Annotated in this window: 19 protein-coding genes; 13 read left to right on the top strand and 6 right to left on the bottom strand. The window is 71.4% G+C overall.

The window, feature by feature from the left end; translation table 11 throughout:
* Nucleotides 1-128 precede the first annotated feature (128 nt).
* From VF746_21645 to VF746_21615, 7 genes are all read left to right on the top strand, one after another.
* Nucleotides 129-1,010, top strand: coding sequence for a phosphatase PAP2 family protein (locus tag VF746_21645; GenBank protein HEX8695030.1), 882 nt, complete (start codon nucleotides 129-131; stop codon nucleotides 1,008-1,010).
* The gene (locus VF746_21640) at nucleotides 1,007-2,374 is read left to right on the top strand and encodes a lysophospholipid acyltransferase family protein (protein ID HEX8695029.1); all 1,368 of its coding nucleotides are present in this window, start codon (nucleotides 1,007-1,009) and stop codon (nucleotides 2,372-2,374) included. Before VF746_21645 ends, VF746_21640 begins: the two co-directional genes overlap by 4 nt.
* Nucleotides 2,375-2,520: 146 nt before the next feature.
* Entirely contained in the window at nucleotides 2,521-3,744 is a 1,224-nt protein-coding gene (locus VF746_21635; protein ID HEX8695028.1) for an ATP-binding protein, read from the top strand.
* 227 nt (nucleotides 3,745-3,971) lie between these two features.
* A complete protein-coding gene (locus VF746_21630; GenBank protein HEX8695027.1) occupies nucleotides 3,972-6,479 on the top strand; it encodes a PEP/pyruvate-binding domain-containing protein in 2,508 nt (835 codons plus the stop codon).
* Between the two features lie 81 nt (nucleotides 6,480-6,560).
* On the top strand, nucleotides 6,561-7,652 hold the full coding sequence (locus VF746_21625) for a hypothetical protein (protein HEX8695026.1): 1,092 nt from the start codon (nucleotides 6,561-6,563) through the stop codon (nucleotides 7,650-7,652).
* A gap of 117 nt (nucleotides 7,653-7,769) precedes the next feature.
* Nucleotides 7,770-8,837, top strand: a complete 1,068-nt coding sequence (locus VF746_21620) for a hypothetical protein (GenBank protein HEX8695025.1) — start codon at nucleotides 7,770-7,772, stop codon at nucleotides 8,835-8,837.
* A 143-nt stretch (nucleotides 8,838-8,980) separates the two neighbouring features.
* Nucleotides 8,981-9,412, top strand: coding sequence for a hypothetical protein (locus VF746_21615; GenBank protein ID HEX8695024.1), 432 nt, complete (start codon nucleotides 8,981-8,983; stop codon nucleotides 9,410-9,412).
* A gap of 82 nt (nucleotides 9,413-9,494) precedes the next feature.
* Here the strand turns inward: VF746_21615 and VF746_21610 are convergent, their stop codons facing one another.
* From VF746_21610 to VF746_21600, 3 genes are all read right to left on the bottom strand, one after another.
* Nucleotides 9,495-10,526 carry an aldo/keto reductase gene (locus VF746_21610; GenBank protein ID HEX8695023.1) on the bottom strand — a complete coding sequence of 344 codons (1,032 nt, stop codon included), beginning with the start codon at nucleotides 10,524-10,526 and terminating at the stop codon, nucleotides 9,495-9,497.
* A 189-nt stretch (nucleotides 10,527-10,715) separates the two neighbouring features.
* A complete protein-coding gene (locus tag VF746_21605) occupies nucleotides 10,716-11,453 on the bottom strand; it encodes a MerR family transcriptional regulator (GenBank protein HEX8695022.1) in 738 nt (245 codons plus the stop codon).
* A 65-nt stretch (nucleotides 11,454-11,518) separates the two neighbouring features.
* Nucleotides 11,519-11,713: a hypothetical protein gene (locus tag VF746_21600; protein ID HEX8695021.1), complete on the bottom strand. Its 195-nt coding sequence runs from the start codon at nucleotides 11,711-11,713 to the stop codon at nucleotides 11,519-11,521.
* A gap of 213 nt (nucleotides 11,714-11,926) precedes the next feature.
* On the opposite strand from VF746_21600, the gene VF746_21595 reads away from it, so the two are divergent.
* The 3 genes from VF746_21595 (at nucleotide 11,927) to VF746_21585 (ending at nucleotide 15,198) form a co-directional block, all read left to right on the top strand.
* The gene (locus VF746_21595; protein ID HEX8695020.1) at nucleotides 11,927-12,166 is read left to right on the top strand and encodes a DUF433 domain-containing protein; all 240 of its coding nucleotides are present in this window, start codon (nucleotides 11,927-11,929) and stop codon (nucleotides 12,164-12,166) included.
* Between the two features lie 99 nt (nucleotides 12,167-12,265).
* On the top strand, nucleotides 12,266-12,580 hold the full coding sequence (locus VF746_21590) for a metal-sensitive transcriptional regulator (GenBank protein HEX8695019.1): 315 nt from the start codon (nucleotides 12,266-12,268) through the stop codon (nucleotides 12,578-12,580).
* A 14-nt stretch (nucleotides 12,581-12,594) separates the two neighbouring features.
* Nucleotides 12,595-15,198, top strand: coding sequence for a heavy metal translocating P-type ATPase (locus VF746_21585; protein HEX8695018.1), 2,604 nt, complete (start codon nucleotides 12,595-12,597; stop codon nucleotides 15,196-15,198).
* 360 nt (nucleotides 15,199-15,558) lie between these two features.
* Here the strand turns inward: VF746_21585 and VF746_21580 are convergent, their stop codons facing one another.
* Nucleotides 15,559-16,179: a hypothetical protein gene (locus VF746_21580; GenBank protein ID HEX8695017.1), complete on the bottom strand. Its 621-nt coding sequence runs from the start codon at nucleotides 16,177-16,179 to the stop codon at nucleotides 15,559-15,561.
* A 346-nt stretch (nucleotides 16,180-16,525) separates the two neighbouring features.
* Here VF746_21580 and VF746_21575 point away from each other — a divergent pair, with 346 nt between their 5' ends.
* Nucleotides 16,526-18,766, top strand: a complete 2,241-nt coding sequence (locus VF746_21575; GenBank protein HEX8695016.1) for an alpha-amylase family glycosyl hydrolase — start codon at nucleotides 16,526-16,528, stop codon at nucleotides 18,764-18,766.
* Between the two features lie 117 nt (nucleotides 18,767-18,883).
* Here VF746_21575 and VF746_21570 read toward each other — a convergent pair whose 3' ends face one another.
* Nucleotides 18,884-20,188: a hypothetical protein gene (locus VF746_21570; GenBank protein ID HEX8695015.1), complete on the bottom strand. Its 1,305-nt coding sequence runs from the start codon at nucleotides 20,186-20,188 to the stop codon at nucleotides 18,884-18,886.
* A 437-nt stretch (nucleotides 20,189-20,625) separates the two neighbouring features.
* On the opposite strand from VF746_21570, the gene VF746_21565 reads away from it, so the two are divergent.
* Nucleotides 20,626-20,859 (top strand): hypothetical protein, encoded by a 234-nt coding sequence (locus VF746_21565; GenBank protein ID HEX8695014.1) that lies wholly within the window; start codon nucleotides 20,626-20,628, stop codon nucleotides 20,857-20,859.
* A 264-nt stretch (nucleotides 20,860-21,123) separates the two neighbouring features.
* On the opposite strand, the gene VF746_21560 is transcribed toward VF746_21565, so the two are convergent.
* Complete coding sequence (locus VF746_21560) at nucleotides 21,124-24,069, bottom strand: ATP-binding protein (protein HEX8695013.1); 2,946 nt, start codon at nucleotides 24,067-24,069, stop codon at nucleotides 21,124-21,126.
* An 836-nt stretch (nucleotides 24,070-24,905) separates the two neighbouring features.
* On the opposite strand from VF746_21560, the gene VF746_21555 reads away from it, so the two are divergent.
* On the top strand, nucleotides 24,906-25,388 hold the full coding sequence (locus tag VF746_21555; protein HEX8695012.1) for a MarR family transcriptional regulator: 483 nt from the start codon (nucleotides 24,906-24,908) through the stop codon (nucleotides 25,386-25,388).
* The last annotated feature ends 19 nt before the right edge of the window (nucleotides 25,389-25,407 follow it).

Genomic DNA, 25,407 nt, shown 5'->3' with positions numbered 1-25,407 from the left:
GCCGCCGGCGGCCGCGCCGATGCCGGTCGAAGCGGAACGACGCACTTGCCCGGCGACGCGGCGCGGCGGCATGTTTCGCGGCCGGTGTGATCGGCTCCATCTCTTCCCGTCCCGCTCTCTCTCTCCCCGTGGCCGCAGCGCGCATCCATCCCGCCGACCGGGCGACGCTGTTCATCCTCGCGGTCGTGACGGCCACGCTGGCGGTGGCGTACGCGGGCGGCGCGCGGGTGGGCGGGGAGCTGGCGCTGCACGCGGGGCTGCTGGCGGGGTTCGGCGCGGTGGCGTGGGCGCTGGCGCGGCGGCCGGGGGCGTTCGCGCGCGCGCTGGCGGTGATCGCGGTGATGTTCACGCTCTACACCACGCTCGGCCACGTCGCCTTCCGGGCCGTCCCCTGGGTCGCCGACCCGTGGCTGGCGACGGCGGACGAGGCGCTCCTCTTCGGCGACTCGCCGTCGCTGTGGCTGGACCCGCTGGGAGCGACGCGCTGGGTGGAGTTCCTGAGCATCTTCTACGCGTCGTTCATCCCCTACCTGTACGTCTCCATCTTCCTGGGGCTGGTGGGGCGGCCGGCGGGGGAGCGCGAGGAGTTCATCACCGGCTTCGCCATCCTGTACGCGCTGAGCTTCCTGGGCTACCTCTTCCTCCCGGCGCGCGGCCCCATCGTCCAGCTGGCGGACCAGTTCGCCACGCCGCTCTCGGGCGGGTTCTTCCACGGGGTCGTGACGAGGTCGGTCGAGGCCCTGGGTGGGCCGCACGGCGCCTTCCCCAGCCTGCACCTGGGCGCGTCGTTCTTCGCGATGTACTTCGACTTCCGGCACCGCAACACGCTGCGCGGGCTGATCTACGTTCCCCTCGTGGTCCTGATCGCCGCCGCGACGCTGGTACTGCGCTACCACTACGTGGTGGACCTGGTCGCGGGGGTCTTCCTGGCGCTCGTGGCCGGCCGCGCGGCGCGCGCGCTGCTCGCCCGGCGCGCGGTGCCCGCGCTCGAGGCGGAGGGGGCGGCGTGATCTACCGCTTCGTCCGCGCGCTCTGGAGGGCGGCGCTCTTCGGCTTCTTCCGGCGCGTGGACGTGCAGGGGCGGGGCAACGTCCCGGAGCGCGGGCCGGTGCTCTTCGTGGCCAACCACACCAACGCGTTCGTCGACCCGCTGCTCATCATCACGCGCATCGAGCGGCCGGTGACGCTCACGGCCAAGAGCACGCTGAAGCGGAACCCGCTGCTGCGCCTGCTGATGCGGGCGCTGAACGTGGTGGAGTTCCACCGCGCGCAGGACGTGGAGCAGGGCGCCGACCCGGCGAAGAACGTGGACGCGCTCTCCGCGTGCCGGCGTCGGCTGGCGGAGGGCGGCGCGGTGTGCATCTTCCCCGAGGGGGTGAGCCACTCGGATCCGGGCTTACGGCCGTTCAAGACGGGCGCGGCGCGCATCGCGCTGGACTTCGTGGCGCACCACCCCTCGCTCGCCGTGGTGCCGGTGGGCCTGCACTTCGAGGCGAAGGAGCGCTTCCGCTCGGCGGCGGGGATCGTCTTCGGCGAGCCGTTCGACGCGGGGGAGTGGCGGCGCGCGCACCCGGAGGCCGGCCCGCGCGAGCTGACGGACCTGGTCGAGGCGCGGATCCGCGAGCTCACCACCAGCTACGCGGCCGAGCGCGACGTGGAGACCTTCACCCGCGCGGCGGAGCTGCTGGAGGTGGCGGGCGTGCCCCCGGCGCCGCTCGGGCGCGAGGAGCCGGCGGACGTGGCCGGGCGGGTGCGGACCATCCACCGCCTCCAGGCGGGGCGCGAGCGCCTGGCGAGGGAGCGGCGCGAGGAGCTGGCGGCGCTGGAGGGGCGGCTGGCCGGGCTGTACGGCGAGCTGGGGCGGCTGGGGATCACCGCGCCGGAGCTGTTCCTGCCGGTGGAGCCGGGGCGCGCGGCGTTCTTCGTCTTCCGCGAGCTGGAGCTGCTCCTGGTGGGCCTGCCGATCGCGGCGTGGGGGACGGTGAACCACTGGCTGCCGTACGGCGTGCTGAAGGCGCTGGTGCGGAAGATGTCCACCGACCGCGACCACTTCGCCTCGAACGCCGTCTTCCTGAGCCTCCCGGTCTTCCCCCTCTTCTGGGCGCTGCAGATCCTCGCCGTCGCCGTCCTGGCGACGCCGTTCTGGACCGTGCTCTACGCGCTGTCGCTGCCGTACGCCGGGGCCGTGGCGCTGCTCTACCGCGACCGCGCGGGCGGGGCGTGGCGGCGCGCCCGCACCTTCCTCCTCTTCGTCCGCCGCCCGGAGGCGCGCCGCAAGCTGGTCGCTGAGGCGCGGGCGATCGACGCGGAGATCCGGCGGCTGGCGGCGGAGTGGGAGGCGCAGCCGGCAGCACCGGCGTCGAGTGCCATGTGACGAGCGCCTGATCTCGCGATTAGTTTGATGTCGCGCCGTATCCGGGGGAGTCTGGTAGCCCCCCACCCCGCAGGGTTGCGAATATAAAGGAAATTAGTAAAGTTATCTGTATCTTGGATAAGATCGATAACCTTCGTAACTTTGCTATGGATCCAACAACGAACCCGTTTGCTCCCGGAGCCGGGACACAACCTCCGGAACTCGCTGGCCGCGACCAGATCATCGCGGACGCGAGGGTTACGCTTGGCCGGGTGAAGGCGGGGCGTGCCGCCCGGAGCCAGATGCTCCTCGGCTTGCGCGGCGTGGGGAAAACGGTGCTCCTCAACCGCATCGCCGAGATCGCGGACGAACTGGAGTACCAGACTGTCATGCTGGAGGCTCCGGAGAGCAAACGGCTGGCCGAGCAGCTAGTCCCACCTTTGCGCAAGCTGCTCTTCAGGCTCAGCCGTATCGAGCGGGTGCAGGTCCGGGCGCGTCGGGCACTCGGTGTTCTGCGCTCCTTCGCCAGCGCTTTCAAGGTGGCGGTCGGCGACGTCGAATTCGGAGTGGAGCCCGAGACCGGGACGGCCGATTCGGGAAGCCTGGAGTCGGACCTGCCGGAAGTGCTGCTGGCGGTCGCCGAGGCCGCGAAAGCGGCGGACAGCGCGGTCGCGCTCTTCATCGACGAGGTGCAGTACGTGTCGGCGGAAGACCTGGCGGCGCTGATCGTCTCGGTGCACAAGATCGGCCAGAAGGGGCTCCCGTTCGTGCTCTTCGGCGCGGGCCTGCCGCAGCTCGCCGCGCTCGCCGGTGATGCCAAGTCGTATGCCGAGCGGCTGTTCGCCTTTCCCGACGTCGGGCCGCTACCGCCGGAGGACGCGAAGAATGCCATCCGTGAACCCACGCTGCGCGAAGGCGCCGACATCACGGACCGGGCGCTGGATATTATCGTGGATACGACGCGGGGCTATCCGTACTTCCTTCAAGAGTGGGGATACCATGCCTGGAACGTGGCCGATGCGTCGCCGATCGAGGTGGAGGACGCCGAACGCGCGACCCAGCACGCGCTCGACCACCTCGACAAAGGTTTCTTCCGGGTGCGCATGGACCGGCTCACCCCGCGCGAGAAAGACTATGTGCGGGCGATGGCCGAACTGGGTCCGGGACCGCACCGGTCGGGTGACATCGCTCGCGTCCTGGGCGAGGACGTGTCCGCAGTCGCGCCGCTGCGCAACGGGCTCATCCGCAAGGGGATGATCTACAGCCCGGCCCATGGCGACACGGCGTTCACGGTCCCGATGTTCGATGCGTTCATGCGCCGTTCCATCCCTGACTGGAGTCTGCCCGATGCCCGGAAGGGGCGGAGGACACGCTCCCAGCGCGACCGGTAGGCGGATAACGAACCGGTTACATCTGGTTCGCCCCAGCCGCGGAGTCGGAGCGCCACAGGCGAACGGTGAATCTTAAAAAGTTTAGCGAAGTTATCTTGGAATGAGATAACACTGTGGGCCGGGCCGACCTTTCTCATGGCGCCCTGCGCAGGATCCTCCTGTTGGACGGCTGAACCTGCCCATCCGGTCTGGCCCACTTCGATTGGCGTTCCTCGATCCGAATTCCCATGATCCTCGAGTTCACCGACGACGCGGCCACCGAGCCCTCCGCCGCGGGCGGCAAGGGGGCGAGCCTCGCCCGGCTCACGCAGGGCGGCTTTCCCGTGCCGCCGGGCGTGGTGGTGCCCGCGGCGGCGTACCGCGCGTTCCTGGCCGCGGTGCCGGGGCTGGAGGCGCGCATCGCCGCGCTCACGCCCGGGGACGCGGCCGCGCTCCACGCCCAGTGCGCGGAGGTGCGCGCGCTGCTCGTCTCGCATCCGCTCCCGCCGGAGGTGGACCAGGCGCTCCGGGCGCGGCTGCCGCCGCTGCTGGGGGGCGGGCGCGTCTCCGTGCGCTCCTCGGCCACGCTCGAGGACCTGGCGGGCGCCGCCTTCGCCGGGCAGCACGACACCTACCTCGACGTGGCGGGGGTGGACGGGGTGATCGAGGCGGTGCGGCGCTGCTTCGCCTCGCTCTGGGAGGACCGGGCGGTGCGCTACCGGCACGAGCGCGGCTTCGGCGCGGCGGGCGCGGCGATGGCGGTGGTGGTGCAGCGGATGGTGGCGAGCGAGGTGGCGGGCGTGGCGTTCTCGATGAACCCCGTCACCGGCGACCTGGACCAGGTGGTGGTCAACGCCGCCTTCGGGCTGGGCGAGACGGTGGTCTCCGGCGAGGGCGGGATCGACCAGTACGTCCTCTCGCGCCGGACCGGCGAGGTGGTGCAGCGCGCGGTCGGCACCAAGGCGCACGCGCTGGTCTCCACCCGGCACGGGACGGAGCGCGTCGAGGTGCCGCCGGAGAAGCGCGACGCGCCGGCGCTCTCGGACGCGGAGCTGGCCGAGCTGCTGCGGCTGGTGGTGCGGGTGGAGCGCTTCTACGCCTTCCCGCAGGACACCGAGTGGGCGGTGGCGGGCGGCACGCTGTACCTCCTCCAGTCGCGCCCGGTGACCGAGTTCCCCGCCCGCTGGACGCGCGACGAGTCGGCCGAGCGCTTCCCCAACCCGGTGACGCCGCTCACCTGGGACTTCACCACCGAGGGCTTCCACGAGTCGCTGGCGTACTCGCTGGAGCTGCTCGGCTACCCGCCGTTCGCGGGGAAGTGGTTCGAGCGCTTCGACGGCTACGTCTACGGCAACCAGACGGCGGTGCAGCTCTTCACGCAGGCGCTGCAGGTGCGCTTCGACTCGCTGGAGGAGCTCAGCTCGAAGCGGCAGTGGCTGATCGACCGCTACCGCTGGGTGCAGGAGCTCCCCGTCACCTGGGCGCGCGACCTCGACCGCTACCTGCTCGCCCTGGGCCGCTTCGCCGCCGTCGACCTGGAGACGCTGCCCGACGGCGAGCTCTGGCGGCACCTGCGGGCGGTCGACCGGCTGGGGCGCGAGTACTTCCTCCCCAACATCGCCATCTCCATCACCCAGGGCGTGCTGCACCGCACCCTCTTCACCCTGGTGGCGATGCTGGTAGGCCGCGAGCGGGCGCCGGCGCTCTACGACGCGCTCACCTCGTTCTGCGAGACCAAGACGAACCTGGTGAACGCGGACCTGTACCGCCTCTACCGCGTGGTCCGCGGCGAGCCGGAGCTGGAGCGGCTGCTGACGGAGGTGGACCGGCGGAGGGCGTGGGAGGAGGGGATGCTGGAGCGCTTCCCGGCGTTCGCGTCCGGCTTCCGGCGCTTCCTGGAGAACCACGGGCACCGCGAGGTGGACTTCGACGCCTACGTGCCCACCTGGATCGGGCAGCCCTGGGTGGTGCTGGAGAACCTGCGCCTGATGCTCCTCCAGGGCGACGTGGCCGACCCGGCGCCGCGCGAGGGGAGCTTACGCGCGCGCCAGTCCGCCGCGGAGCGCGAGTACCTGGCGCTGGTGCCCGAGGAGCTGCGCAACTTCGCCGCCGAGGTGCTGCGGCTCACGCGCGCCTACACGGGGCTCGACGACCTGGAGCACTACCAGACCACGCGGCTCTCCATCCCCTTCCGCGCGGCGCTGGTGGAGGTCGGCCGCCGGCTGGTGGGACGCGGCGTGGTGGAGCGGCCGGAGGACGTCTTCTTCCTGCGCAAGCGGACGCTGACGGCGCTGATGGAGGGCGAGCCGGTGGAGGATGCCGCCGCGGAGGAGGCGCGGCGCGAGCGGGCGGCGTACGAGGCGGCCAAGCGCGCCGCCCCGCCGCGCGTCTACGGCGAGGAGCCCGAGGCCGCGGCGGAGGGGGCGCTGCGGGGGCTCCCCGGCTCGCCGGGCGTGGCGGAGGGGCCGGTGTGCCGGGTGCACGGGGTGGAGGACTTCGCGCGCTTCGTCCCCGGCTCGGTGCTGGTGGCGCGGACGACGAACCCCGCGTGGACGCCGCTCTTCTACTCCGCCTGCGCGGTGGTCACCGAGAGCGGCGGCCCCCTCTCCCACGGCGCCGTCACCGCCCGCGAGGTCGGCGTCCCCGCCGTGATGGCCGTGCACGGCGCGCTGTCGAGCCTGCACGACGGCGAGCGCGTGCGGGTGAACGGGACGCAGGGCCTGGTCTCGCGCGCGGAGGTGGCGGCGGCGGTGTGATCCGGGCACGACCACGCCCGCGGAGCGGCAGAACCTCCGACGCGCGTCGGCTGGCGCTTACACTACGGAGTGGAGGCGGAGATGATCGTCGAGGCTGACACGCTGGCGGCCATGATCCAGGCGCGGGAAGCGCATCGAACCGCCACGCTCGCGCTCACCGGGGTTGGTCTCACGTTCCTGGGAACGCTCGCCGTAGCTTTCTGGAACGGGTGGAACACCTGGAGGATCGCCAGGCTGCAGGGCGCGAGCCAGGAGCAGAATACGCGTCTCGAAGCCGCGCTGGCAGCGCAGAAATCGGAGCAGGACGCGAGGCGCGATTACGAGTACGAGGCGAGAAAGCGCCTGTACAAGGAATGCGAGCCGCTGCTGTTCCGTCTCGCGGAAGCGTCCGAGAGCGCCTTCCACCGCGTCTACAGCCTCGCGCGGACTGCCCGCCTGGGCCACCTGGGCCCGCCCGGCGGCCCGAGCTGGCTGGACGGAGGATACTATCTGTCTTCCACCATCTACAATCTGCTGGCTCCCGCCGCCTGGTTCCGGCTTCTCCAGGAGCGGCTGACGGGGGTGGACCTCGCGGTGGACGAGAAGATCGAAGCGCAGTACCTCCTGGCGAAACGGATGTACATCTCGTTCACCGACGAGTTCGAGTTCGCGCGTCTCGACCATGACTTGCCGTACGAACCGTTCGACCACGACTGGAAGACGAAGCGGATTTCCGATCCTGCCAGGTACTGGAGGCAGGGCGTTACGCTCGGCTGGCTCGATGTGGCCGTGGAAGCCCTCATCCTCCGGGAGAAGGATGCGCCTCCGCGCTGCCTGAGCTTCGGGGAGTTCCAGAAGGCGTTCGAGGATGACGTCCCGAAGCACGGAGGAGAGAAGTTCGGGCGCTTCCTGGAAATCTTCCAGTACTTCCACCCCAGGACCCGTCCGGTGCTCTGGCGCATGCTCGTCACGCAGGCTCTCCTTCACAAGGCGCTCTATTCCATGGCCCAGAGCCGCGCCGCAACGATCGGGAAGGTCCTTTCGGTCGGAACGGTGATGGTCACGGAGCTGGAGAACTTCGACTGGCGTCCCCCGGAGGAGCGGAATCCGGAATCGTTCAAGCAGGTATCGGAGCCTTTCCGGGTCGCTCAGCGCTACCTGACCACCCATTTGCCCCAGTCCATCGCGTTCTGATGGCGCGAGGCCGCCGGGCAAAACCCTGGCGCGGCCCGCGCATTTGCGCGATCTTGTTGGCGCCAACCGTTCCCCCTCCCCTAAAATCTTCTTCTCACCCCTATCCCCATCCACACCATGCAGATCGTGATCACGATCTGCGCGGCGGTGATGATCGCCGTCGCGCTGTACGTGGAGAAGCGCCGCTCGGCCGGCTTCTACTCGCGCCTGGACGAGCTGTACCAGGAGCGCGCCCGCTTCTGGCGCAAGCGGCTGCTCCTGGCCGACCCCGCGCGCCCCGACGCCGACGTGCTCCGCACCCAGTGCCACCAGCACTCGCAGCGCGTCCGCCAGCTCACCGACGAGCTGCGCACCCGCTACCGCGACGAGTCGGCGAAGACCGAGGTGATCTCCTCGTCGCACGACATGGAGCTGCGGGCGATGACGGACACCCTCGCCCGCCCCACCCCCGACGCCACCGAGCAGCAGGCCGCCAAGCAGTTCCTCTCCACCGCCAACCAGTCGGTCTCGTGGGTGGCGCCGAAGCGGCAGGGGGTGCTCGACTGGGCCGAGTTCGCGCGCCTGGCGGCCGTGGGCGCGGTGGTGGGCGCCTACCTGGCGTCCACGCTGCCCAGGCGCTTCCTGGTCGAGCTGCCGCCCGACTTCGACCGGGTGACGGCGATGATGCGCGGGGCGCCGGTGGGCGCGGCGGCGGGGGTGATGCTCTCCAACTGGTTCGGCCCGCTGATGAAGAAGAAGATGCGCCCGGCGCTCATCTCGGTGGGCGTCCTGGCGCTCGGGCTGCTGGTGGTGGAGGGCCCGCCCTCGCCCGGCCGCACGCGCGAGGTGCTGCGGGCGATGGTGGGCGAGACCGGCTGCCCGCGCGCCATGCCCCACGTGGGCAGGAGCGACGTGTCCGGCCTCTCGGCCGAGGAGCAGTGCGCGGTGGTGTGGCGCGCCGCCACCCTCGTCGCCGACCCCGCCGACGACATGCAGGCCATGTTCGGCGTCCGCAACCTCCCCGGGATGACGGTGGAGAGCCTGGCCGAGACCGACGGCGACGCCGCCGCTGCGACCGGCGCGGCCTGGGTGGTGACCTTCGCGGCGGCCGGCGGCGCGAAGTACGGCGTCCACGTCAGCAAGAGCACCGGCGAGGCCGGCTTCGGCTCCGTCCGGGGCGCGGGTCTCGGCGAGGAGTCGTTCTGACGTCGTGCTCTGGCGCGGAGCGCCCGCGCGGTAGTGCTTGCGCGCGGGAGGTCCGCGCGTCAATTTCTGCGCACCCGATTGTCCTTTCCCGCCTCCGGGCGGTCCCGCGCCGGGCCGGCGCCCTTCACGCTCTCGCCACTTCCATGTCACGCAACCGCATCCCCCTGTACGCGTCGGCGCTGCTGCTGCTCGCCGGCTGCGTCAGCGCCCGGTCCACCCTGCTGGTGCCCGGCGCCCAGCACGCCCCGGTCCCCGAAGACCAGGTCACCGTCTTCCTGCGCGAGGAGGAGGTCCCCTCCACCTGCCAGCGCTACGCCCTGATCCACACCTCGGGCGACGTGGACATGACCGGCGAGACGGAGATGATCAACGCCGCCAAGCGCCGCGCCGGCAAGATCGGCGCGAACGCCATCCTGCTGGGCACCGTCCGCGAGCCCAGCAGCGGCCGCCGCGTCGCCGCGGCCGTCTTCGGCGTCTCGAAGGACCGCAAGGGGCAGATGATCGCGTACCGCTGCCCCGAGTCCGGCGCGCCCGCGCCCGCTCCGGCCGCGCCCGCTCCGGCCCCGGCTCCCTGAGCCCGGAGGGGCACCCATCGCGACGAGCCGCCCGCACGGACCTGCCGTGCGGGCGGCTTTCGCGTTTACCCGGCTCCAGGGCTCACACCGGCGCTGGCACCGGCGGACGCTCCGGGCCGGTCCCGGCGCCGGTCCGGCGGATGGCGCCGGCGATCTCGTCCAGGTCCGCGTCGGTCAGGCGCAGGGTGGCGGCGGGGAGCCAGCCGTCCACCTGCTCCGGGCTCCGCGCGCCGACGATGGCCCCGGTGACGCCCGGCCACGCGAGCGTCCACGCCACCGCCACCGCCGCCACGGTGGCCCCGTGGCGCTCGGCGACCGGGCGCAGCGCCTCCGCCAGCGCCAGGTTGCGCTCCAGCCCCTCGCCGGTGAAGTCGGGCGAGCGCGACCTCCAGTCGTCGGCGGGGAGATTCGCCGCGCGCGCCCGGTCGAAGGCGCCGGTCAGCAGCCCGGACTGCATCGGGCTGTAGACGATCACGCCGGTCTCGTGCGCGTCGCACCAGGGGAGCTCCGCGGCCGCCGCGTCGCGGTCGATGGCCGAGAACGGCGGCTGCAGCGTGTCGACGTGCCCCAGCCGCTCGGCCGCGGCGAGCTGCCGGGCGTCGTGGTTGGAGAGGCCCACCGCGCGCGCCTTCCCCTCCGCCTTCAGCTCCAGCAGCGTCCCCCAGTAGTCCTCCAGCGGCGTGCCGTCTTCCGCAGGCCAGTGCATCTGGTAGAGGTCGATCCGCTCCACCCGCAGGCGCCTGAGCGACGCCTCGACCTCGCGCCGGATGCTGGCCGGGTCGCCCACGCGCCGGGGCGGGGCTTCGCGGTCGCGCTCGTCCCACACCAGCCCGCACTTGGTGAACACGTACGGCCGCTCGTCCGGCGGCAGCCCGGCGAGCGCCCGCGCGACCACCTCCTCGGAGTGGCCCAGCCCGTAGGCCGCCGCGGTGTCGATCCAGTTGATCCCGCGCTCCACGCAGTGGCGGATGGCGGTGACGGAGTCGTCGTCGTCCTGGCTCCCCCACCCGAACGCCCACCCCGCCCCGCCGATCGCCCACGCGCCGAAGCCGGCGCGCGTGATCTCCATCCCCGTGACGCCCAGCGGCGCCACCGGCAGCTCCGTCCTCATCATTCTTCTCCTTTACGACTTCCTGGCTCGGTCGACCGGATCGGATTCCCTCTCAATCGGTTCAGGAGATGCCGGGAGCGCGCCACCTCGGCGAGCCGCCGCCGCGGAACCGCCGATCTGTAACACGACCGCTCAAAAGAAGCCGCCCGCACGGACCTGCCGTGCGGGCGGCTTTTCGCTGCGCTGAGGAGATCACCCCGCGCTCTGCGCGGCGGCGTGGGCGCGGCCGATGTACTCGCCCATCCGGCGCATGTTGGCGGTGTCGATCCCGTGGATCTGCTCCTCCTCCTGCCACATGCGCTTCACGGAGCTCGCGATCCCGGGGTCGCCGCCGGTGAACGCGCTCACCAGCTCCATCCAGCGCCGGGCCATGTCCTGCACCCGCGGGTCCGCCGGGTCGGTCCCCCTGTCCATCTCGGCCTGGACGTCGGCCATGAGCTGCGCCCACTCGGCCTCGAACTGGCGGATGCGCTCCGGCCCGTACTCCTCGCCGCGGGCCTTGATCTGCTCCAGCTGCTCGGGAGTGTAGTATTTCTCGTGCATCTTGATCATCTCCATCATGCGGATCAGTTCCTCGGCGGAGACGCCCTCCGCCCGGTCCAGCCCGGCGGCGACCGCCTCCAGGCGCTCCACCAGCCGGCGCTGCATGTCGAGCTGCTCCCGCAGCCGGGCCGCGTGGAGCCGGATCACCTCGGCCAGGGAGAGCCCGCGCCGGTCCAGGGCGCCGCGGATCTCCTCCAGCGGCAGCCCCAGGCTCCTCAGCGAAACGATCTGCTGCAGCCTCGCCACGTCGCCCTCCCCGTACTGCCGGTGCCCCGACTGCGTGCGGTGCGACGGCGAGAGCAGCCCGATCTCGTCGTAGTGGTGCAGCGTGCGCACGGACAGCCCCGTGCTGCGCGCCAGCTCGCCCACCTTCCAGAGCCTCGTCACGTCTCTCTCCTTCCCAGGGTCGTGGCCACGACGCGACTACGGTAAGACCTCACGCAACGTGAGGATCAAGAGTCTTCTTTCGTGCCACTAGAAATAGGCCAATCTCCGTCCCCTGCTGTCTCCTGATCGCTCGCTCGCCCGGTGCCGAGCTCACGCGAACCATCAATGAAGAAACGGCGCGCCGGCTCGATCTCGCCGCGGAGGATCGCCGTTCCCTGGCGGACGCTCTCAAGGAGTTCCTGGAAGGCATGGTCATTCATCGATCACCTGCTTTGAGGAGTTCATGCCGATCCCTGTGTGGAGTTTGCGAATGTGTGCAGGCGCCACCAGTGAAGCAACGCGGAATTCCGAGCACCGCGCACTGTCGGCCACCGGCAGTCATGTGGTCGGCGCGCGGTGGCGGACTTGTTGTGTGGGGATGGACCAGCACTCGAAGCTCGGGTACGATTCGCGGCACCAGCGAAGGAGGTGTGATGCCCGACAATCGTCCTGTCGCCCTGCCAGACGGCAGCGTGATCCACAGCGATCCTGAGATCATGGGCGGGACGCCCGTCTTCGTCGGTACTCGCGTTCCAGTGGATACGCTGGTGGAGTATCTGACCGGTGGCTACTCTCTCGACGAGTTTCTGGACAACTTCCCAACCGTTCGCCGCGAGCAGGCGAGCGCCTTCCTTCGCCGGGCAACGAGCGCGCTGCTCCATCGGCTCGGCTGATTCCTCCTCCGCACACGGAGAAATCCCCCCCTTGACACCCTGGTTATCATTCGCACATTGATAGGGTACGGGGGTATCCTACTGCTCAGGATCGAGATCATGACCGAGAACGCAGTCGAGCCGCGGGCGGCGGTGCACGTCGAGGGCGAGCTGAAGGAGCAGGCGCTCGCGCGGCTCCGCCGCATCGAGGGGCAGGTCCGCGGGCTGCAGCGGATGGTGGAGGAGGAGCGCTACTGCGCCGACGTGCTCACGCAGATCGCGTCGGTGCACGAGGCGTTGCGCGGGGTGGGGAAGCTGCTGATGAAGAACCACCTGCGCCACTGCATCACCGACGCGCTCCGCTCGGGCGACGAGCGCCGCGCCGAGGACACCTACGGCGAGGTGCTGGACCTCATGTACAGGCACGCCCGCTGAGGCGGGAGGCGAACATGGAAGCGAAAACGACGGCGGGCCCGGACCCCGGCGCCCGCGGGAACAGAGATAAAGATCCGGCGCGGCCGATGGTGCAGCTCACGTCCGCGCCGCCGCGCCGCGGCGAAGGCGCCCCCGGCGGCGAGCGCGTGGACCTGCCGATCACGGGGATGACGTGCGCGGCGTGCGCCCGGCGCATCGAGAAGCAGCTGTCGAAGGCGCCCGGGGTGCGGCGCGCGGGGGTGAACTTCGCCACGGCGCGCGCCACCGTGGAGTACGACCCGGCGGCTGCCGGCGTGCGCGACTTCATCAGGGTGGTCGAGGACGCCGGCTACGGGACCGCGGGGACGGCGCGCGCCGACTTCGCGGTGGACGACTCGGCGCGCCCCTCCGGCTCTTCGCAGCCGCTGGAGAAGCACCTGCTGGCGCAGCCGGGCGTCGTCTCGGCCGCCTTCAACCTGGGGACGATGGACGTGCGGGTGGAGTACCTCCCGGGCACGACCGGCGCCGCCGCGCTCCGCCGCGCCGTCGAGGACTTCGGCTACCGGGTGCGCGACGTCCCCGGCGGCGGAGAGGGCGCGGCGGCGGAGTCGCTGGCGGCGGCGCACGCGGCCGAGTACCGGAGCTTGCGCGGCCGCTTCTGGGTGGCCGCGCTCCTCTCGCTCCCCGTGCTGGTGATGGCGATGTCGCACGGGCGCGTCCCGTGGCTCGCCTTCCGGGGGCAGGAGTGGGTGCAGCTCGCGCTGACCACCCCGGTGGTCCTCTGGGCGGGCGCGCAGTTCTACCGCGGCGCCTGGGCGGCGCTCCGCCACCGCGCGGCGGACATGAACACGCTGATCGCCACGGGCACCGGCACGGCGTACCTCTACTCCGTCGCGGCGACCCTCTTCCCCGGCTTCTTCGCCATGGGCGCCCACGCGGGGATGGCCATGGAGGGCGGGGCGCGCGCGCCGGTCTACTTCGAGGCGGCCTCCGTCATCATCGCGCTGATCCTGCTGGGGCGGCTGCTGGAGTCGCGCGCCAAGGGGAGGACGGGCGAGGCGATCCGCCGGCTCGTGGAGCTGCAGGCGAAGACGGCGCGCGTGGTCCGCGGCGGCGCGGAGGCGGACGTGCCCGTGGAGGAGGTGGTCCCCGGCGACGTGGTGGTGGTCCGCCCGGGCGAGAAGATCCCGGTCGACGGCGTGGTCGTGGACGGCGCCTCGGCGGTGGACGAGTCGATGCTCACCGGCGAGAGCCTGCCGGTGGAGAAGGGGCCGGGCGACGAGGTGTTCGGCGCCACGCTGAACCGCACCGGCGCCTTCCGCTTCACGGCGACCCGGGTGGGCAGGGACACGGCGCTGCAGCAGATCGTGAAGCTGGTGCAGGACGCGCAGGGCTCGCGCGCCCCGATCGCGCGCCTGGCCGACGTGGTGAGCGGGATCTTCACCCCGGTGGTGATCTCCATCGCCATCGCCGCCTTCGCGGCCTGGTTCGTCCTGGGCCCGGAGGAGACGCGCTTCACCATGGCGCTAGTGAGCTTCGTGTCGGTGCTGATCATCGCCTGCCCGTGCGCGCTGGGGCTGGCGACTCCCACGGCGATCCTGGTGGGCACCGGGAAGGGCGCCGAGCACGGGGTGCTGATCAAGGGCGGCGAGAGCCTGGAGACGGCGCACAAGCTCGACACCATCGTCCTGGACAAGACCGGCACCCTCACCCGCGGCGAGCCCGCGCTGACGGACGTGGCCCCGGCGGACGGCTTCGGCGCGGACGAGCTGCTGCGGCTGGCCGCCTCGGCCGAGCGCGGGAGCGAGCACCCGGTGGGCGAGGCGGTGGTGCGCGGCGCGCGGGAGCGCAACCTCGCGCTCGCCGACGCGGCGGGCTTCCGCGCCGTGGCGGGGCACGGGATCGAGGCCGTCGTCGAGGGCCGTGCGGTGCTCCTCGGCAACGCGAGGCTGCTGCGCGAGCGGGGGATCGACGCGAGCGCGTGGGAGGAGCGCGCCGCGGCGCTGGCGGACGAGGGGAAGACGCCGATGTTCGCCGCGGTGGACGGGCGCCCGGCGGGGCTCCTGGCCGTGGCCGACACGCTCAAGCCCGGGTCGCGCGAGGCGGTGGCGGCGCTCGAGGAGATGGGTCTCGAGGTGGTGATGATCACCGGCGACAACCGCCGCACCGCCCAGGCCGTGGCGCGCCAGGCGGGGATCGACCGCGTGCTGGCCGAGGTGCTCCCCGAGGGGAAGGCGCGCGAGGTGAAGCGGCTGCAGGAAGAGGAGCGGAAGCGGGTGGGGATGGTGGGCGACGGGATCAACGACGCCCCCGCGCTGGCGCAGGCCGACGTGGGCATCGCCATCGGCACGGGGACCGACGTGGCGATCGAGGCCAGCGACGTGACGCTGATCCGCGGCGACCTGCGCGGCGTGGTGACGGCCATCCGCCTGTCGCGGGCCACCATCCGCACGGTGAAGCAGAACCTGTTCTGGGCCTTCGTCTACAACGTGATCGGCATCCCCGTGGCCGCGGGCGTGCTGTACCCGGTCACCGGCTGGCTCCTCTCCCCCGTGCTCGCCAGCGCCGCGATGTCGCTGAGCTCGGTGAGCGTGGTGGCGAACTCGCTCAGGCTGCGGAGGTTCAGGGGAGGTGCGTGAGTGCGTGAGTGCGTGAGTGCGTGAGTGCGTGAGTGCGTGAGTGCGGGAATCACGTGGAGAACCAAGGATCTGTCATTCCGAGGGAGCGCCGCGCGGATTCCTGCCCCGGCACGATCGCCCGGCGCGACCGAGGAATCTACCCGCGTCCGCCGCGTGGCCCGGTTCGAGGCGACGAAGGCCGCGCCCCGGCGAAACACACTCACCGGACCGCGTCCCAGTCGTCCCACGCATGTCCCATCTGCTACCCGCCGTGCCGGCGCAGTGAACGGCCCGGACGGAGGCAAGGTACGGAGGAAGACGGAGGCCGGCGCGAATCGCTCGCGCCGGCCTCCTTCGCATCCGGGTCCTGTCCGCCGCGCCTTACGGGAAGGCGCAGACGCGGTCGATCCAGAACTCCTGGCCGCCCACACGGAAGCGGCTGACGGGTCCGGTGAGCGTGGTGGTCCCCTGGTCGCCGCCGGGGATGGCGAACGAACTGGAGGAAACGCCCACCCCGCCGAGTGCGGCCGGGGGCGTGTCCAGCTCGCCGATGAACGTGCCGCTCGCGTTCACCTGCAGGTTCTCGACTCCGCCGGCGTCCCGCCACTCGAGCCTCACGGCGTTCACGGCGAAGCCCACTCCCGTGTAGTCGAAGCCGATGTTGATGTTGTTGGCGCGGGCGATCTGGCCGGCTCCGAAGCCGCCGAACGCGTTCTCGATCCGCATCAGGTTGTAGAACGCCCCTCCAGCGGTGAAGAACCTGTGCACGGAGACGCGGACGCCGTTCTCCACGAACACGACCGCGTTGATGGGCGTGGCGACCGGCGCGCCGTACACGGTGCCGAGCGCCGGGGGCGGCCCGAACTCCACGCACGCCGGGACCACGACGCGCCGCACTTGGGCGTCGTCGGGCGAGAGGCCGGCGGGGTCTTCGGCGCAGGCGGCCAGCGCCAGCGCGAGCGCGGCCGGCAGGAGCAGGGTGGGGAATCGAAGCGGTCTCATGAGGCGCCTCCGCTTGGTGGGAAAAGTGTCGGCACGAGTGTGCCGCGGCGGCAATGGGTAGGGCAATGCGTGTACCGGGCAGCGCATGTTTATGGACCAGCGGAAATCCCCAATCCCCCGTACCGTTTCTCACGACGGCGCGTATGGAGTGAACCATGCGTCGGTCGGCTCGAAGTGGGGAGTCGTCTCCCCACCTGGGTCCGCCGTTCCGCAGCCCGTCACCTGCCCCGCCACCGGGCGTGGAACTTGCCCCCCTGAAGCCGTCTTTCCGCGTCCGCACCCGGCCGGTGCGCCGCCGTGCCGCGCCCGGCGAACCCGATCTCCATCCCCACCGCCAGGAGGCCCCATGCGCCGCTTCGGACCCGACGATCCGCGCGAGCCCGAGCCGTGGGAGGAGCCCGAGCCGTGGCAGCCGCCCGAAGACCCGCCGCCCGCGCCTGAAGTGATTTCCGCGAGCGCGCTCAACCCCGCGCGCGTCGACCCGATCATCGACTCCCTGATCGCGTCCTCCGTCGACCCCGACGCGGTGGCCGCGGGGCCCGACGTCCCCCAGGAGCCGTCCGCCGCGGAGGTGCTGGGCGAGCCGGCCGCGCGCGCACGCGAGCCCGCCGCCGAGCCTGCGCCCGAGCCGGCGGCGGAAAGCTCCGCGGAATCCGACTCCGGCGCGGACGCGGACCAGGAGGCCACGCCCGAGGCGGCCGGAGCGGACGAGGCGCCGCACGCGGAGGCACCGGACGGCGGCGCGGCGGAGGAATCCTCGCCGCAGCCGTCGCCATCCGCGGAGGCGCCGCAGCCGTCGCCGCACGCGGGGATGGGGGCGGTGCTGCACGGCGAGGGCGTCTCCTTCCGCGTCTGGGCGCCGCACGCCGAAGCGGTCTCGGTCGTGGGCACCTTCAACGACTGGAACGCCGACGCGCACCCGCTGGCCCACGAGGGGAACGGCTACTGGTCGGCGGACCTCCCCGGCGCGAAGGCGGGCGACGAGTACCGCTTCGCCATCCGCGGCGGCGGGCAGACCCTCGGCAGGATCGACCCGTACGCGCGCGACGTCACCAGCTCGGTGGGCAACGCCATCGTGGTGGACCCCGCCTTCGACTGGGGCGACGAGTCGGGCTACCGGATGCCGCCCTGGAACGAGCTGGTCGTCTACGAGCTGCACGTGGGCACCTTCAACGACCAGCCCGGGGACCACCCGGGGAGCTTCGCCAGCGTCATCGCGCGCCTGCCGTACCTGCGCGAGCTGGGCGTCAACTGCATCGAGCTGATGCCCTCGGTGGAGTTCGCGGCCGACTTCTCGTGGGGGTACAACCCGGCGCACATCTTCGCCATCGAGAGCGCCTTCGGCGGCCCGGCCGACCTGAAGCGGCTGGTGAAGGCGGCGCACGAGCACGGCATCGCGGTGATCTTCGACGTGGTCTACAACCACTTCGGCCCCAGCGACCTGGACCTCTGGCAGTTCGACGGGTGGAGCGAGAACGGCAAGGGCGGGATCTACTTCTACAACGACCATCGCTCGAGCACGCCGTGGGGCGACACGCGCCCCGACTACGGGCGCGAGGAGGTGCGGCAGTTCATCCGCGACAACGCGCTGATGTGGCTGGAGGAGTTCCGCTTCGACGGGCTGCGCTGGGACGCCACGGCGTACATCCGCAACGTCTTCGGCAACGACGGCGACCCGTCGCACGACCTGGGCGACGGGTGGGGCCTGATGCAGCGCATCAACCGCGAGACCGACTTCCGCCAGCCCTGGAAGCTGCACGTGGCCGAGGACCTCCGGAACAACGGCTGGATCGTGCGCGACGCGGAGGCCGGCGGCGCCGGGTTCGACACGCAGTGGGACGGCGAGTTCGTGCACCCGGTGCGCCGCGCGGTGGTCGCCATGCACGACGAGGGGCGCAGCATGGAGGAGCTGCGCCGCGCCGTGGAGCACCGCTACGAGGGCGACCCCTGTAAGCGCGTGATCTACACGGAGAGCCATGACGAGGTAGCCAACGGGCACGCGCGGGTGCCGGAGGAGATCTGGCCGGGAGAGGCGGGGAGCTGGTTCTCGCGCAAGCGCTCCACGCTGGGGGCGGCGCTGGTGTTCACCTCGCCGGGGATCCCCATGCTCTTCCAGGGGCAGGAGATCCTGGAGGACCGCTGGTTCGAGGACGGCGACCCGATCGACTGGACCAGGCTCGACGCCTTCGGCGGCGTGCACCTGCTGTACGGCGACCTGGTCCGGCTGCGCCGCAACTGGTTCGACACCACGCGGGGCTTAAGCGGCCCGCACGTGCACGTGCACCACGTGAACGACGCCGACAAGGTGCTCGCCTTCCACCGCTGGGAGGGCGGCGGCCCGCGCGACGACGTGGTGGTGCTGCTGAACTTCGCCAACCGCGCGTACGACAGCTACGTGATCGGCTTCCCGCGCGGCGGCGAGTGGAAGGTGCGGCTGAACAGCGACTGGAGCGGCTACGGCGCCGACTACGGCGACCACCCCAGCTGGCACGTCGCCGCCGACGGGCCCGCGATGCACGGCATGCCCGCCAGCGGCAGCGTGAGCATCGGCCCGTACACGGCCGTCATCCTGTCGCAGGACGAGTAGGGCAGGATCGGGAGCGCGAAGGGACGACGTGACTTCGCCCCTCTCCCGAGACCCGGGGAGGGGCGAATCCGCACGAGCCGGCTGGGCGGGACTCGGGAGCAGGGCCTCTCCCTGTCGTCAGGCGTAGGCGATCCGGCCGTCGACGATGCCCTTCCCGCCCTCTCTCCAGGTGTTGAGCCAGAACACCGTCTGAGCGCCGTTGAGCACCCGGGGCTCGGAGACGCACTCCGCCGTCGCGTCCGTTTCCGCGCGGGTGAGCCACGGCTCCCAGGCCTCCTCGGGCTTGCCTCTCAGGTGGACGCGCGCGTTCACGATCCCCCACTTCTCATGCTTGGCGAACTGGATGCCGTTGATGGGCCCGTTCACGCGGACGGGGGCGTCGCCGTCGAAGTCCGGGCACATCCATCCACCCCCGTAGCGCCCGTCCGACCACTGCCGGATCGGCACGAAGACCCTCCCGGTGGAGTCGAAGAGGCGCAGGTTGACGAGGCCGTAGCCGTCCTGGTACTTCACCTCCAGCCCGCCCAGCGAGCGTCCCGGGAGAATGGAGACGTGATTGTCCTCGCCCGCGGGGCGGGAGATGCCGCCGAACTCGTCGGCGAGCCAGAGCGTCGTCCGCACGGGCGGCTGCGGCGCGGAGTTGAGGGCGACGACCTTCTGGATCAATCCGTCGCCGGGGAAATCCATGGCCAGCATTCCCACGCCGTCGGGGCCGGACGTCGGGCGGCACAGGTCGAGGTAGCCGGCCACCCTCGGGTTGATGGCCTTTGCCACGTCCGAGGGCGCGAGCCCCTCGGAGCCGCTGGTGAAGTTGCTGTACCACAGATTCAGGCCGCGGGCGCGGTCGGAGGTCTTCGCGATCCAGTTGAACTTGGCTCCCAGCGACCAGGAATAGACCCTGTATTCATCCTGTTCGTGGAGCACGGCGCCGTCCCTCTGCCAGCCTCTCGCGCGGGTCCTGACCTCGTCCGGCCACGTCGCCCTGAAGTTGTCCAGGAAGCCCCTGACGAGGACGATCTTGCCGCGGACCATGCCCAGGAGCGGCGGCGGACGCTCGGGCGCGCCGAGGGTGGCGGGGTCGAACCAGAAGTCCCGGGTATGCTCGATGGACTTGCAGACGCAGTCGCTGAACCACTCGCCCCCGTTGGCCGCCGCGTCCGCCGCGTCTTCCCTGTACCAGGGCAGTTCCATCCGGATGGACATGATGATGCATTCCCTCGGATGGGCCCTGAGGAAGGCGATGCAGTCGTCGAGCACGCAGGGGTCCGCCATGTCTTCGAACTGGAACTTCTTGTCGAACCAGTAGCCCTGATAGTTGGCCGCGTGGTGGATCGGCATCCCGGTCTTGTAGTGGCGGCACCGGATGTCGAGGAAGCGGATTCCGGCCCTGAGCTGGCTCGCCAGGCTCAGCGCCTGGCACACGAAGGCCGCTCCCAGGCGCCGAGCACAGGTCTGGTGGGTGCCGGGGATGGACATCCTGTGGAGTGGCAGATCGTCGGGGAGTGCGCTCATCCAATCCGCGCGGTCGGGAAACACCGCGTCCTCGTCGCAATACCATGGGTCTCTCATGCCCGTGAGTCCTTTCCATGAAGAGGGCGTGATCATCATTTCGTGCAATTATTTGCAAGCCCCCGATCCGTGTCAAGCAAACCTTTGTGACCGTGGGCCGAACCTGTCGGGATGGGGTGCGCGGGGTCGCCGAGCTTCCACGGATGGCGTGTCTTCGCCCCTCTCCCGAGGCTCGGAAAGGAGCTGCCCCGGGGCCTGGCCGGGTTGTCTCTCTCTGAACAAACGTTTAACTTTGGGACAATGCCTTGCGAACGCGGGCAAGCGAAGGCACTTCGGTACCGCGCGGAGCCATGAAGAAGCTGAAGCTGGAAGACCTGGAGATCATCTCGTTCGAGACCACCCCGGACGCTCCGCGGGGGCGCGGCACCCTCAGGGCGCACCAGATCGAGCCGGCGCCGCCGTCGTTCCTGGGCCCGTGCGAGCCGACCGACGCCAACTTCGACTGCACGTACGGCTGCTCGCAGGACACCGCCTGTCCCGACGGGTGCTTCCAGCTCGAGACCGTGGCGGCGGATTGCGCCTGACCCTGGTCGGCCAGGCGCCGACTGCGTTCCTGGTTTTTCGAGAGAGACCCCAAAGATTTGGAATCATACCACCTTGCGGAGCATCGTTCAGGTACAGCTTCTGAAAAGCCTCTCACAGAGGACACGGAGGACACAGAGAACTTCAATCGCGTCTTCAGTTCCCTCTGTGTTCTCTGTGTGATTCCAATCTGTTTGGAACCAGAACTATGCTCGGCAACCTGGTATCGAACGACATCTGCGCAACCCCGCCGAGCGTGTTCGCGCTCACGCACTTTCCCCCACCGGCAGCTGCAGCGCGAACGTCGACCCCTCGCCGGGGGTGCTGCGCAGCGTGATCTCGCCGCCCAGGAGCCGGGCGAAGTCGCGCGAGAGGGCCAGGCCCAGGCCGGTGCCGCCCTCCTTGCGCGTGGTGGAGGGGTCGACCTGGAAGAACGCCTCGAAGACGCGGTCCTGGTGCTGGGGCGCGATCCCCGGACCGGTGTCCTCCACCTCCACCGTCACCGTCTCGCCTTCGCGGCGGGTGCGCACCCGCACGGCGCCGGCCTCGGTGAACTTGATGGAGTTGCCCAGCAGGTTGGTGAGGATCTGCCGCACCAGGCCGGCGTCGGTGCGCAGCCGCCCGGCGCCACCCGCCTCCATCTCCAGCGCCAGGCCCTTGGCCTCCGCCGCGCCGCGCATGGCCTCGGCCACCTGCTCCACCAGCGCGTCCACCTCCACCACCTCCAGCTCCGGGCGGCGGGTGCCGGCCTCCACCCGCGCCAGGTCCAGCACCTTGTCGATCAGCGCCATCAGGTGCCGGCGCGAGACGCGCATGCGGTCCAGCGCGCGCATCTGCGCCTCGTTCACCGGGCCGTAGATCCCCTCCTCCAGCAGGCTCGCGTACCCCTCCAGCGCGTTCAGCGGCGTGCGCAGCTCGTGGCTCATCATGGCCAGGAACTCGCTCTTGGCGCGGCTCGCCGAGCGCGCCGACTCGTAGAGCCGCGCGTTCCTCACCGCCAGCGCCGCCTGGTCGGCCAGGAGAGAGAGCACGCGCAGGTCGTCGTCCGAGAACGGGCCGGTGTCGGCCGTGCGCACCACGCCCAGGAGCCCCACCACGTCGTCGCCGGCGCGCACCGGCACCACCGCCCCGTGCTCGGCCCCGAGCGCGGTCAGCGCTCCCCTGGAGGTGACCGCGTCGTCCAGCTCCGAGAGGGAGAGGAGGAGGGGGCGGCCCCCGCGCGTCACCAGCTCGGTGAGCGAGCCCGCGCTGGGGCTCTCGGCGCCCGCCATCGGCTCCAGCATCCCCACCGCCGCCATCATCTGGGAGCGCTCGCCGCGCTCGCCGGAGAGGAGCGTGAGCCCCGCCCCGTCCGCCCGCGTCAGGTCGCAGGCGATGGTGGCGATGCGGCGCGTCACCTCGTCGGCGTCGAGCGTGGAGGTGAGCGCCTCGGCCGCGGCCAGGAGCGCGCGGTTCTCCTCGGCGCGGCGCCGCTCGGCCGCGAACGCCCCCGCGTTGTGGATGGCCAGCGCCACCGAGTCGGCCAGCGCGGAGAGCAGCCGCACCTGCTCGGGGCCGAAGGGCTCCTCGCGGTCCACCGCGTTCAGCACCCCCAGCGTGCGCCCGAAGGCGCGCAGGGGGACGAAGAGCAGGTTCCGGAGGCGCAGGCGCCGCACCAGGGGGAGCACGGGGCTGGTGGGGCGCACCTCGTCGACCGCGTTGTAGAGGATCGGCTCGTCGTCGGCCACCACCTGCTCCATCACCGAGCCGGGGTAGGGGAAGACCGTCCCGTCCAGCTGGCCCAGCGTCCCCAGCGCCGGGCTCACCCGGAACTCCTGGCCGCCGGGGAGCAGCAGGCACACCGAGCTCCCCCGCGCCCCCAGCAGCTCGCGCGCGTAGCCGGCCGCCATCTGCAGCACCCGGTCGGGCTCCAGCTCCGACACCAGCGCCCGGCCGATCTCGCGCAGCGCCCGGCTCTCCTCCGCGCGCAGCGCCGCCTCGGCCGCGGCCGCCTCCAGCTCGCGGCTGCGCTCCAGCAGCGCGCGCTCCAGCCGCAGGCGGTCGGTGAGGTCGTAGAACACCACCATCCCGCGGTCCACCCGCCCCTCGGCGTCCAGGAGCGGCACCCCGCTCACCAGCACCGTGCGCTCCGCGCCGTCGGGGAGGCGCAGCACCATCTCGGCGTCGCGCGTGGTCTCGCCCCGCAGCGCCCGGGCGATCGGCAGCTCGCCGGGCGGGTACGGCTCGCCGGTGGGGCGGCAGATCCGCCAGCGCGCCGTGTACTCGCCCACCTCGGCCGCCGTGAGCTCGTCTGCCGAGCGGCCGCCGAGCGCCGCGCCCGCGGGGTTCAGGTAGGTGGTGCGCCCCGAGGGCGCCTCGGCCACCAGCACGCCCACGGGGAGCGTGGCCAGCACGTCGTAGAGCGCCCGGCGCTCCGCCTCGGCCCGGCGGCGGGCCAGCACCTGCTCGGTGATCTCCACCACCATCAGCAGCAGGTAGCGCGGCCGGGGGCCGGCGGGGATCGGCTGCAGGGTGAAGCGGAAGTAGGTGGTGCCGCGCGCGAAGCCGTGGAACTCGAACTCCGAGATCTCGAACGCCTGGCCGCTGTCGCGCACCCGCTCGAAGGTCTCCTGCAGCCCCGCGGCGTGCCAGTCGGGGATGAACTCGGGCGTGGCGTGCCCCACGATCGCCCCCGGACGCCGCCACTCGCCCTCCAGGAACTGGTGGTAGAACTCGTTCGCCTCGCGCACGGTGAAGGTGTCGGCGTCCAGCAGCACGATCCCCACGGGCGCGCCGGCCACGATCCCCTCCAGCCGCTCCTCGCGCTCGGCGAGCGAGACGGTGGCCTCGCGGAAGCGCTCCTCGGCCTGCTGGGCGCGCGCCTCGGCCGTCACGTTGCGCAGCCGCACGCGCAGCTCGCCCGTCTCCAGCGGCTCCGCCTCCACCTCCCAGACGCGCCCCGCGCCGCGCTCGCCGTCCACGCGGAAGCGCTGCGGGCGGTCGCTCTCCATGGCCTCGCGCAGCCGGTCGGCCGCGGGGGTGCGCTCCCAGCCGGGGAGCGCGTCCCAGAGCGTCTGGATCCCCTCCTCGCGCCCGATCAGGCGCAGGATCTCCAGCATGGAGGCGTTCATGTAGCGGATGCGCCAGTCCGGCGACAGCACGCACACGCCGTCGCGCGTGGCGCCGAAGCGGGCGTCGTGCTCCCGGGCGGGGGCCTGGGCCGAGGGGCTCACGATGGGGGCGTTCGCCTCGGTTCTCGGGTTGGACGGGGAGGTGGCGGACAGCGTAGCTTATTGTCACCGCAAAGGTTGGGCAAGATCACGGCCACCCGGCGCCGCCCACCTGTCTCGTGGAGCGCTCGCACTTCGCACCGGGCACTTCGCACTGCGGTCTGGGCGTGTCCCTCCGCTGCGCTCCGGGCCGGGCTGCGCGCGCCGTAGGGCAGCAAACGACGCTGCCCAACGGCGCCGGGCCACCGCCGCCACGATACCCCTGTGGCGGCGGCGTCCCGGCCCTGGCGGGCGCGCATCCCTCACGCGGGGTTTCGTCGCGCACATCGCCTGGGGTTTCAAGGGGCGAGCCCGCGAGTCCGTGCGGAGGCTGCCCGACGCATCGCCCGCCTCCCGCGCACGCACCGGCATCCGCCGGTCGAGGCAGGCCTCGACCCTACGGGGCTCTCGCAGAATCGTAAGTCCACCCTCTCCCAGACCTGGGAGAGGGTTGCCGCTCTAAGGCGGCGGGTGAGGGCCCCCCGCGCGGCACGAGATCTGGCTGGTACGCGGAGGCCCTATCGTACTGAACCCGGTTCATTCTGCTGGGTCATCGCTGCCCCACCTTCCCCCTCCCGCCCCCTCCTCCCGCCCCCTCTCCGACCTCTGAATCTGGCTCAGCAGCTCGGGATTTCCCACGTGCGAAGATCCGCATCTCCTTCCCGCCGAAAGAGTTGTGTTAGAAACTTTTGAATCACTCAGATGTTTCTCATCGTTCAGTATTGACTGAACGATCTGAACCGATTAGCATTCCGCCGCTGATTCATGAGGGGGGATTCCCGACTCCAAAGGTGAGAACGATGGAGGATTCGGTCCTGCAGTTCGTGGAGCGGATGGGGCTCATCTGCGAGAAGGAGGGGATGGCCCGCAGCGCCGGGCGCATCTTCGGCCTCCTGCTCGTGGGCGGGCGGGCCTTCTCGCTCGACGAGCTGGCCGAGAAGCTCCAGGCCAGCAAGGCGTCGGTGAGCACCAACTGCCGGATGCTGGAGCAGCTCGGGATGATCCAGCGCGCCAGCTCGCTCGGCGACCGCCGCGACTTCTACAAGGTCGAGAGCGACCCCTGGGCCAAGATGCTGCGCGTGGCCCAGTCGCGCTGGCGCGAGATGGTGAACGTCTTCGCCGACACCCGCGCGGCCCTGCCGCCCCAGTGCGCCGACGGCCACCGGCGGCTGGAGGAGGCCGAGCGCTTCCACGAGCTGCTCATCACCGAGTGCGACAAGCTGCTGGACAACTGGTACGGGCTGCGGCACGCCGCCGCCCGGGCCACTTCCGACGCCGCGTGAGGCGCGCCGGAGCGCTGAA

Origin of the sequence: Longimicrobium sp. (assembly GCA_036389795.1) — a bacterium.
GTDB lineage: Bacteria > Gemmatimonadota > Gemmatimonadetes > Longimicrobiales > Longimicrobiaceae > Longimicrobium.
Note: the sequence above shows the minus strand (reverse complement) of the source record. Positions and strands in the feature narration are given on the sequence as shown.

What these genes read in the sequence shown, in the direction of transcription:
- VF746_21585 (HEX8695018.1), top strand. Translation starts at nt 12,595, where the DNA reads ATGGAAGCGAAAACGACGGCGGGCCCGGACCCCGGCGCCCGCGGGAAC.
- VF746_21625 (HEX8695026.1), top strand. Translation starts at nt 6,561, where the DNA reads ATGATCGTCGAGGCTGACACGCTGGCGGCCATGATCCAGGCGCGGGAA.
- VF746_21630 (HEX8695027.1), top strand. Translation starts at nt 3,972, where the DNA reads ATGATCCTCGAGTTCACCGACGACGCGGCCACCGAGCCCTCCGCCGCG.
- VF746_21615 (HEX8695024.1), top strand. Translation starts at nt 8,981, where the DNA reads ATGTCACGCAACCGCATCCCCCTGTACGCGTCGGCGCTGCTGCTGCTC.
- VF746_21620 (HEX8695025.1), top strand. Translation starts at nt 7,770, where the DNA reads ATGCAGATCGTGATCACGATCTGCGCGGCGGTGATGATCGCCGTCGCG.
- VF746_21565 (HEX8695014.1), top strand. Translation starts at nt 20,626, where the DNA reads ATGAAGAAGCTGAAGCTGGAAGACCTGGAGATCATCTCGTTCGAGACC.
- VF746_21575 (HEX8695016.1), top strand. Translation starts at nt 16,526, where the DNA reads ATGCGCCGCTTCGGACCCGACGATCCGCGCGAGCCCGAGCCGTGGGAG.
- VF746_21635 (HEX8695028.1), top strand. Translation starts at nt 2,521, where the DNA reads ATGGATCCAACAACGAACCCGTTTGCTCCCGGAGCCGGGACACAACCT.
- VF746_21600 (HEX8695021.1), bottom strand. Translation starts at nt 11,713, where the DNA reads ATGAATGACCATGCCTTCCAGGAACTCCTTGAGAGCGTCCGCCAGGGA.
- VF746_21580 (HEX8695017.1), bottom strand. Translation starts at nt 16,179, where the DNA reads ATGAGACCGCTTCGATTCCCCACCCTGCTCCTGCCGGCCGCGCTCGCG.
- VF746_21555 (HEX8695012.1), top strand. Translation starts at nt 24,906, where the DNA reads ATGGAGGATTCGGTCCTGCAGTTCGTGGAGCGGATGGGGCTCATCTGC.
- VF746_21610 (HEX8695023.1), bottom strand. Translation starts at nt 10,526, where the DNA reads ATGATGAGGACGGAGCTGCCGGTGGCGCCGCTGGGCGTCACGGGGATG.
- VF746_21595 (HEX8695020.1), top strand. Translation starts at nt 11,927, where the DNA reads ATGCCCGACAATCGTCCTGTCGCCCTGCCAGACGGCAGCGTGATCCAC.
- VF746_21590 (HEX8695019.1), top strand. Translation starts at nt 12,266, where the DNA reads ATGACCGAGAACGCAGTCGAGCCGCGGGCGGCGGTGCACGTCGAGGGC.